This is a genomic window from Eubacterium sp. MSJ-13 (genome assembly GCF_018918235.1).
Classification (GTDB): domain Bacteria; phylum Bacillota; class Clostridia; order Lachnospirales; family Lachnospiraceae; genus Butyribacter.
On sequence record NZ_JAHLQE010000065.1, the window covers coordinates 1 to 6,983 of the forward strand.

General features: G+C 36.2%; 6 protein-coding genes. 1 reads left to right on the forward strand and 5 read right to left on the reverse strand.

Annotated features, from left to right (window positions below):
* Positions 1-1,626: leucine-rich repeat domain-containing protein (locus KQI69_RS04120; RefSeq protein WP_216564037.1), on the forward strand; the 1,626-nt coding region annotated here is incomplete at its 5' end.
* Positions 1,627-1,719: 93 nt separating this feature from the next.
* Here the strand turns inward: KQI69_RS04120 and KQI69_RS04125 are convergent.
* The 5 genes from KQI69_RS04125 to KQI69_RS04145 form a co-directional block, all read right to left on the reverse strand.
* Positions 1,720-2,901, reverse strand: a complete 1,182-nt coding sequence (locus tag KQI69_RS04125) for an iron-containing alcohol dehydrogenase (protein ID WP_216564038.1) — start codon at positions 2,899-2,901, stop codon at positions 1,720-1,722.
* A gap of 359 nt (positions 2,902-3,260) precedes the next feature.
* The gene (locus tag KQI69_RS04130) at positions 3,261-3,860 is read right to left on the reverse strand and encodes an NAD(P)H-binding protein (protein ID WP_216564040.1); all 600 of its coding nucleotides are present in this window, start codon (positions 3,858-3,860) and stop codon (positions 3,261-3,263) included.
* Positions 3,861-3,980: 120 nt separating this feature from the next.
* Entirely contained in the window at positions 3,981-4,148 is a 168-nt protein-coding gene (locus tag KQI69_RS04135; protein ID WP_216564042.1) for a hypothetical protein, read from the reverse strand.
* Between the two features lie 251 nt (positions 4,149-4,399).
* Entirely contained in the window at positions 4,400-4,834 is a 435-nt protein-coding gene (locus tag KQI69_RS04140) for a MarR family winged helix-turn-helix transcriptional regulator (RefSeq protein WP_253288995.1), read from the reverse strand.
* Between the two features lie 249 nt (positions 4,835-5,083).
* Positions 5,084-6,685, reverse strand: coding sequence for a spermidine synthase (locus KQI69_RS04145; RefSeq protein WP_216564044.1), 1,602 nt, complete (start codon positions 6,683-6,685; stop codon positions 5,084-5,086).
* Positions 6,686-6,983 lie beyond the last annotated feature (298 nt).

Genomic DNA, 6,983 nt, shown 5'->3' on the forward strand with positions numbered 1-6,983 from the left:
GTTGAAATACTTTCGTTACTATTTGTGCCGCCAGTCGAAGGCGGCGGAATGGAGATTAGTATGAAAAAAGAAAAAATTATCAGAAACAGAAAGTCTGCCAATAAGTTTACTTTTAAACAAAGTATAATGCTTGGAGTTGTTATCATAGCATCAGCAGCAATACTGTTTATGCAGACTGATAATGCTTCGGCTGCAAAAAAGAAAACAAAGCAGGATGACCATTATGTAACCATGAGCTTTAAAAATGGTGTACTCACTGTAAAAGGAAATGGGGAAATGGGAGATTCCGTTAATATAACAGTGTATGAGGGCAAAAATATTAAAAAAGTTGTAGTTAAAAAGGGGGTTGTGTCATTACCTGACAATGCGTTTAAAGATTGCAAAAAGTTAAAAAAAATAATATTGCCATCAACTTTAAAACGGATTGGTGCCCGTGCATTTTCAAATACCCCGACATTAAAAAGTTTAAACCTACCAAATGGTATAACAGCAATAAAAGAATATACATTTGAAAAATCCGGAATTGAAAAAGTTAATATTCCTAAAACAGTAAAAAGTATTGGGACAGGTGCATTTAAAGGGTGTGCAATAAAAAATATTTCCATTCCAAAATCAGTAAAGAGTATTGGTATAGGTGCATTTGAATACAGTTCAATAAAAAGTATAACTATTCCAAAAACTGTAAAAAAACTGGGTGAAGGTGCACTTTGTAACTGTAAAAAACTTGAAAATATAACAATGCCTGGAGATATAGGAGTAATTAAATATGAGGATCCAGATTATGAATATCAGCCTAAGTCTTTTTTGGGATATTTTTGCAAATCACTTAAAAAAATTAAATTTACAACATCACTTAATATTAATATTCTAAAAAGAGTTGGTAAAAGTGGCGGTTTTGAAGTTATGGCAAATGATCCAAATTATAAGAGTGTGGACGGACTGATATACTCAAAGGACGGAAAGACACTTTTAAGGATACCACATGGACGAAAAAAAGTAGTTATATCAGATAAATGTACAACAGTCACAGCGGGAAGCTATGGGTATGATATGTATTTTATGGACAGTGCCATGAATGAAATAGTATTTCCTAAAACAGTAACTAAGATAATATCAGATGACACTTCGATAAATTCAAGTCATTATAAATGTAATGATATAAAAGTAACATTAAATATGGATTATCTTGATGATGACTCAATAAAGATATTGTGGCAGACAAATAAATATTGGAAAAATTCATTAAAGGATGAACTCTTAAGAAAAGGTTTTGCAAAATTAAACGAGGAAAATGAGCGTATGTTAATGCTTGACGATGGTTACCTGTGTGGTTATCTTATGAAAGATAACAGCAAGATAGACGATACATCAGCTTGGGAAACGCTAGATGGACTTGTGGTACCTGATAATGTCAAAACAATAGGAACAGGTGCGTTCATGGGATTTTGGGTAAAATCTTTAACATTTGGCAGTGGAGTTAAATATGTAGAAGATAATGTGCTTCGGGCAGTAGATATTCCGGGTACATATAAAAGTGTTGCGACAATTTATATTAAAAACCCTGACATCGTTATATCGGAAAGGGCATTTGATGCAAATGATCAGATTGATATTGTAACAGCATAAAATGCCTGCGAACAAAAGTTAAAAGAAGCGGACAGAAAATGCCCGCTTCTTTTTGTTTTCATACAATACATTACATTTTACATTGAATCTTCTTTAATCAACTTTGCCTGCTATTGCATCTTCTATGATTTCTGCCAACTTTTCAGAATTGACAGGCATGATATTACAAGGCATAGGTCCAAATGAGTCTATAAGCTCTACAAGCCTTTCATGCTCTTTCGGATTTTTTGCAATCTCCCCATAAGTAAAGGCTATTCCAAATTCCTGATAAAGTTTCCTAAGTGCCTGCAACACTTCGCTAAGAAGTTCTTCTTCGTCTTTTCCTGATATATCCACATCAAGGATTTCCTCAAAATAGCGGTAAAAAATTCCTTTTTCTGAACTTGCACGGTAAATATGCTTTAACCAATAAGGAAATAATCCTGTTAATGCCTGCGGATAATTAATTTCCAAATATCTCTGTGCAAAAGACTGTAACGGATAAGGGATAAACTCTGGCTCACGACCGAGATCATTTATTCCTGACAGGCTGAGTGCACTGTTTAAAAGCAATGTTCCACGAGCATCAACATCATTTTTATCTGCGAGACTTCTTCTAAGCCCCTCTAAAATTGTCTTCATTGAACCTTCTGCATAATGCTCTGCAAGAATTGAACGGCCGTTATTAAGATAATTAATCGATAACTGCACAAATGCGGTCATCTGTCCGTAAGTAAGTACCTTGTCAGGAAGTGACAACATATATTCAGGATTTAACCATGTAAATTCCGCTTTGCAAACAGGACATCCAACCTGAAGCCCTGTTTCATCCAATGTAATCTGAATATCTGCATTTGTTTCCGACCCCGACATCGGATTTGTAGGTATCGTCACAACAGGCAGATGCGAAAGTCCCTCCGTCGAAATCTCATAGGTCAAATATTTTTCCATCGGAACACCTGTATTCATCGCACCAAAAGCAACAGCTTTTGCTATATCCATGCTGACGCCTCCGCCGATGCCTATGACCGCCTGAACCTGTCTTTCTACACATATATCAATCCCCTCATTTACATTGCTGAGCAAAGATTCTCTCACCGCTTCAAGACAGATACTCTCTATTCCTGCTGATTTAAGACAGCCCTCAAGTTCCTCATAATGACCACCCGAAACAAAACTTCCTGTCGGAACAATGAGAACTCTATTCCCAAGTTTTGAAACTTCATCAACCACTGTATCCATCTGACCCTTACCGTAAATAATCTTTACACCTGCGTCATATATAAAATCTTTCATATAAATTTAACTCTCCTTAATCACAATCTTTGACAGATAATTGCGAAACTGTCATTACATATTATTAGATTGTGTAAATATGGCAAATAATATTAGCAGTACACTTCTGTCACCGTCAGCACTTTGTACTCTAAATGAATGTAATTTTCAATGTAAAAATAATGTATGCTTGCATACAATTATTTTTTCTGAAAATTATATGAGTGAAACGAACAGCGAGAAAATTTTATTTTCGAGCTGTAGCATTCATTTTGTTTATAAGCCGAGTGACAGGTATCGAGAGCGTGCCTGCGTTAGTATTTGTTATATTTGTGCAATTAACACAGAATACAATCAGTTTCGCAATTATCTGCATAAATTTAATTAGTTATTCCCAAACTCTCATTAACACCAAGCTGCTCATCTCTTATCATATCAAGCATACACTGTGCAATTCCTGCTCTCTCAATATCTTTGTGTGCCGGTTGCTCTCCTTCTTTTGTGAGAAAATATTTTGTGTTATGTCCGTTTTTGATGCCCGGACATCTAAGAAGTGTCGTATCTGCCTTACTTGCCGCAATAGTGTCCGCCGCTTCTATATAATCAGGTCTTTTCTTTGCAAGCATATTTAACATAACTCCACGCATACCCGTTATTTCATGATGTATTCCCATTCCTGTAATCCAGATTATGCGTTTTACAGATGTCTCATCAAGTGCAGAAACGATATTCTGTGCCATTTTCAAAACATCACCTTCCAAAGAACACAACAATACGTCCTGTCCCTCCATTGCCTTTTTTACATCATCTGCATTTAAGGCATCACCTTTTATTATTTTTACGCCCGACATATCCATACCTTCAAACTTTGCGAGATTTCTCACAAACACAGATAATTCAATATCCTGCTCGCCTTTCATCTTTTCAGTAATATATTTTCCTGTATGTCCTGCTGCCCCAAAAACTACAACTTTCCTCATCTTGCTGTTCCTTTCTAGCTTTTATATTTTATGGATATTTGCGAAACTTTCATTATATCTTATTAAATTGTGCAAATATAACATACAATCATTTTGGCCATTATCTATTCTATATTTTAATTATACCAATTTCTTTGTTTTCCATGCACCATGTTTATAACGAATCAATGCAAAAATTGCCGTCACCGTCCATGTGAGCCCCGTAGTCAACCATATGCCCCACATTCCTATAAAAGGAACTGCCGTAAGGCTTACCGGACTGCCCTTTGTCATATCTACCGTACGCATTTCATCCTCCTTTTCGTCATATTGCAATACTGTACTATTTTAGGACTATATATTTAAATAAATTACTGTAAGTCTATTTTAATTTCGCCATAAAATCTATAAAAGACTTACAGTAATTTTTGTGCCAGATGCGTGTTGCATATTTTTGCAACTATTACTTTACGCATCTGTGCACATCCACAGCGGAGCGTTTCATTATATAGGACGCTGTTACCTATATGATGTTTAAACCTCCTGTCTAAAACAGGAGGCTATTCTCCTAACATTTCCCTGCGAAATGCCGCAACATATATATCCATAAGACTAAGCAATGTATCCTGTTGTTCCTCTGTCAATACTTCCATTGCCACTATGTTCGCCTGATTTATATGTGGAATAAGAGTATCTGCATACCCCTCTCCCTCTTTAGTCAGATGAATCGTCTTAATACGCCTGTTCTCAGGAAGTTCCCTAAGCTCTATATATCCGCTTTTGAAAAATCCCGTGACAACATTATTTACCGTCTGCTTTGGCAGCAATGTTTTTTCACATATCTGCTTCTGTGTGCAGTTTTTGGTCTGCTGGATGGCATTTAAGATATAGAGAGAATTATATGAAACGCCTGATTTTCTGGCATAATCTTCATATATCGTACTCAAGCTCTGCCACGCATTACAAAATGCTTTTGTCTTGCTTTCGATGTCCAAGAAACTGTCCTCCTCTTTCGGTCTTATTTTAGGACTATTATATATTAGGGACTTTTTATTGTCAAGGGGATATTTTTCCCAACATAAAAATCAGGTGTACTATATCACTGACTGCCGCTAAACAACTCAAAATAAATTTAGCGAAATATCAATAATACAGTACACCTGCCACAATCATGTAATCCGCTTTTTTGTTTTAGTCAAGGGGATATTTGCAATCTGCTCTGCTACTTCGTTTATAGTGTTAAATCACAGATTTTTCAACAATCCGTCAAGCCCCTGCTCTTTATATATCTTTTTATAATAAGCCACTTCCTCTTTAATAATCTTATCTATGACTTTCATTCCAAGAAGTTCGACCGGAGCTTTATCATCAGTCATAATATAATTTCCTGCCTTGTATTTTATACTGCTATCTGAAACTATACCCATCATATTTTTTAAGTCAATGTTTTCAAGTTTTTCAATGTTGGCTTTTAATGTCTCAGTCATATTTTCATCATTTGACGCAAATAATTCTCTGTTTGTCGAACCGTCCACATCTGCCGTATAAACATTTTTGAAAACAGATGCGATAGTGTCAGAAAGATATTCATTGATATTGCCATCACCGCTGCCACGCATATTCATATTTACTACCATAACTCCGTTATCCGTCAGATGCTCTTTTACCATTGTAAAAAACTCTACAGACGACATCTGAAACGGAATCGTTATGTCCTGATATGCATCAACCATTATCACATCATATTTTTTATCTGTTGCCTGCAAATATGCCCTTCCATCATAAGTCGTTGTTTTCACATCGTCCGGAAGTGAAAAATATTTTTTTGAGAGAGCCGTTATCTTTTCATCAATCTCGACACCCTCTATAGACATATTTCCAAAATATTTTTTGCACTGAGTAGCATAAGTTCCCGTACCCATCCCAAGAATCAGTACATCCATGTCTTTTGTTTTTTTATCCCTGACCATAAGCGGAGCTGCCATTGCATAATCGTAATACATTCCCGTAAGTCCGCCTTCTTTCATGTAAACGGACTGCACTCCGAAAAGCACATTTGTAGAAAGATTTACCCTGTCATCTGTCTCCGATACCTGAAGATAGTTATAAACAGATTCGCCTTCATAAGCAAGGTCATTTTCCCAAAATGCAAATGAGTCCGAATTTCCCAGAAAACAGCAGATTACAAAGATTATAGACGCAATTGTCATTTTCTTTTTCCCCGTATGGCTGCGTGTAAAATATACGACAGACAGCATTATCAGTATTCCGGCAAAAATAAGAAATGTGATTGATGTTCCGACTGCCGGAATGGTTACAAAGGTTGGGATAAATGTTCCTATAATACTTCCCACCGTATTAAATGCACCTAAAGTTCCAACTGTTTTTCCGCTATCGTCAAGGCTGTCAACGGAATATTTTACAAGCGATGGCGTGACAGTTCCAAGCAAAAACAATGGAAATACAAAAATTATCATACATGCCGCAAAAGCCGCAATTATAAGAAAATTATTACTCACTGTAAAAATAAGCAATGCTGATATACCGAGAACGATATATTTCCCTACAACAGGAATAAGTGCTATCCAGACTGCCGCAATAAGTATTCTTCCGTACAGCTTGTCAGGGTTCGGTGACTTGTCCGCACTCTTTCCGCCATAAATATTTCCAAGTGCCATGGCTATCATTATCGTTCCGATTATTATTGTCCACACTATCTGAGATGAGCTGAAATAAGGTGCTAAAAGGCGGCTCGCACCAAGCTCGACCGCCATCACCGACATTCCCGCAAAAAACTCTGTCAGATATAAAAATAGTTTATTTTTTAAAATTCCTTTTTGACTCATATTCCTCCCTTTTACAGCGAATCGATTATTTACTTTTGGTTACTATTCTTACATCCAATATAATAAGAAATGATTACAGCCCATTAAATTTAGACTGTAATCCCCTGCAAAACTTATTTATTATTATACTGACATCAAGTAGCAAGCTTACAAATCAACAGTAACCATTTTTAATAATATAATACACCTTGATCAAATTGCTATGCCTGTTTGTAAAACGTACATTCGCAATCCGCCTTCGCTACTTGCTCATAACACTATTGGCTGCTATCGCAGCATATCAGAAGGGGCTTGTACC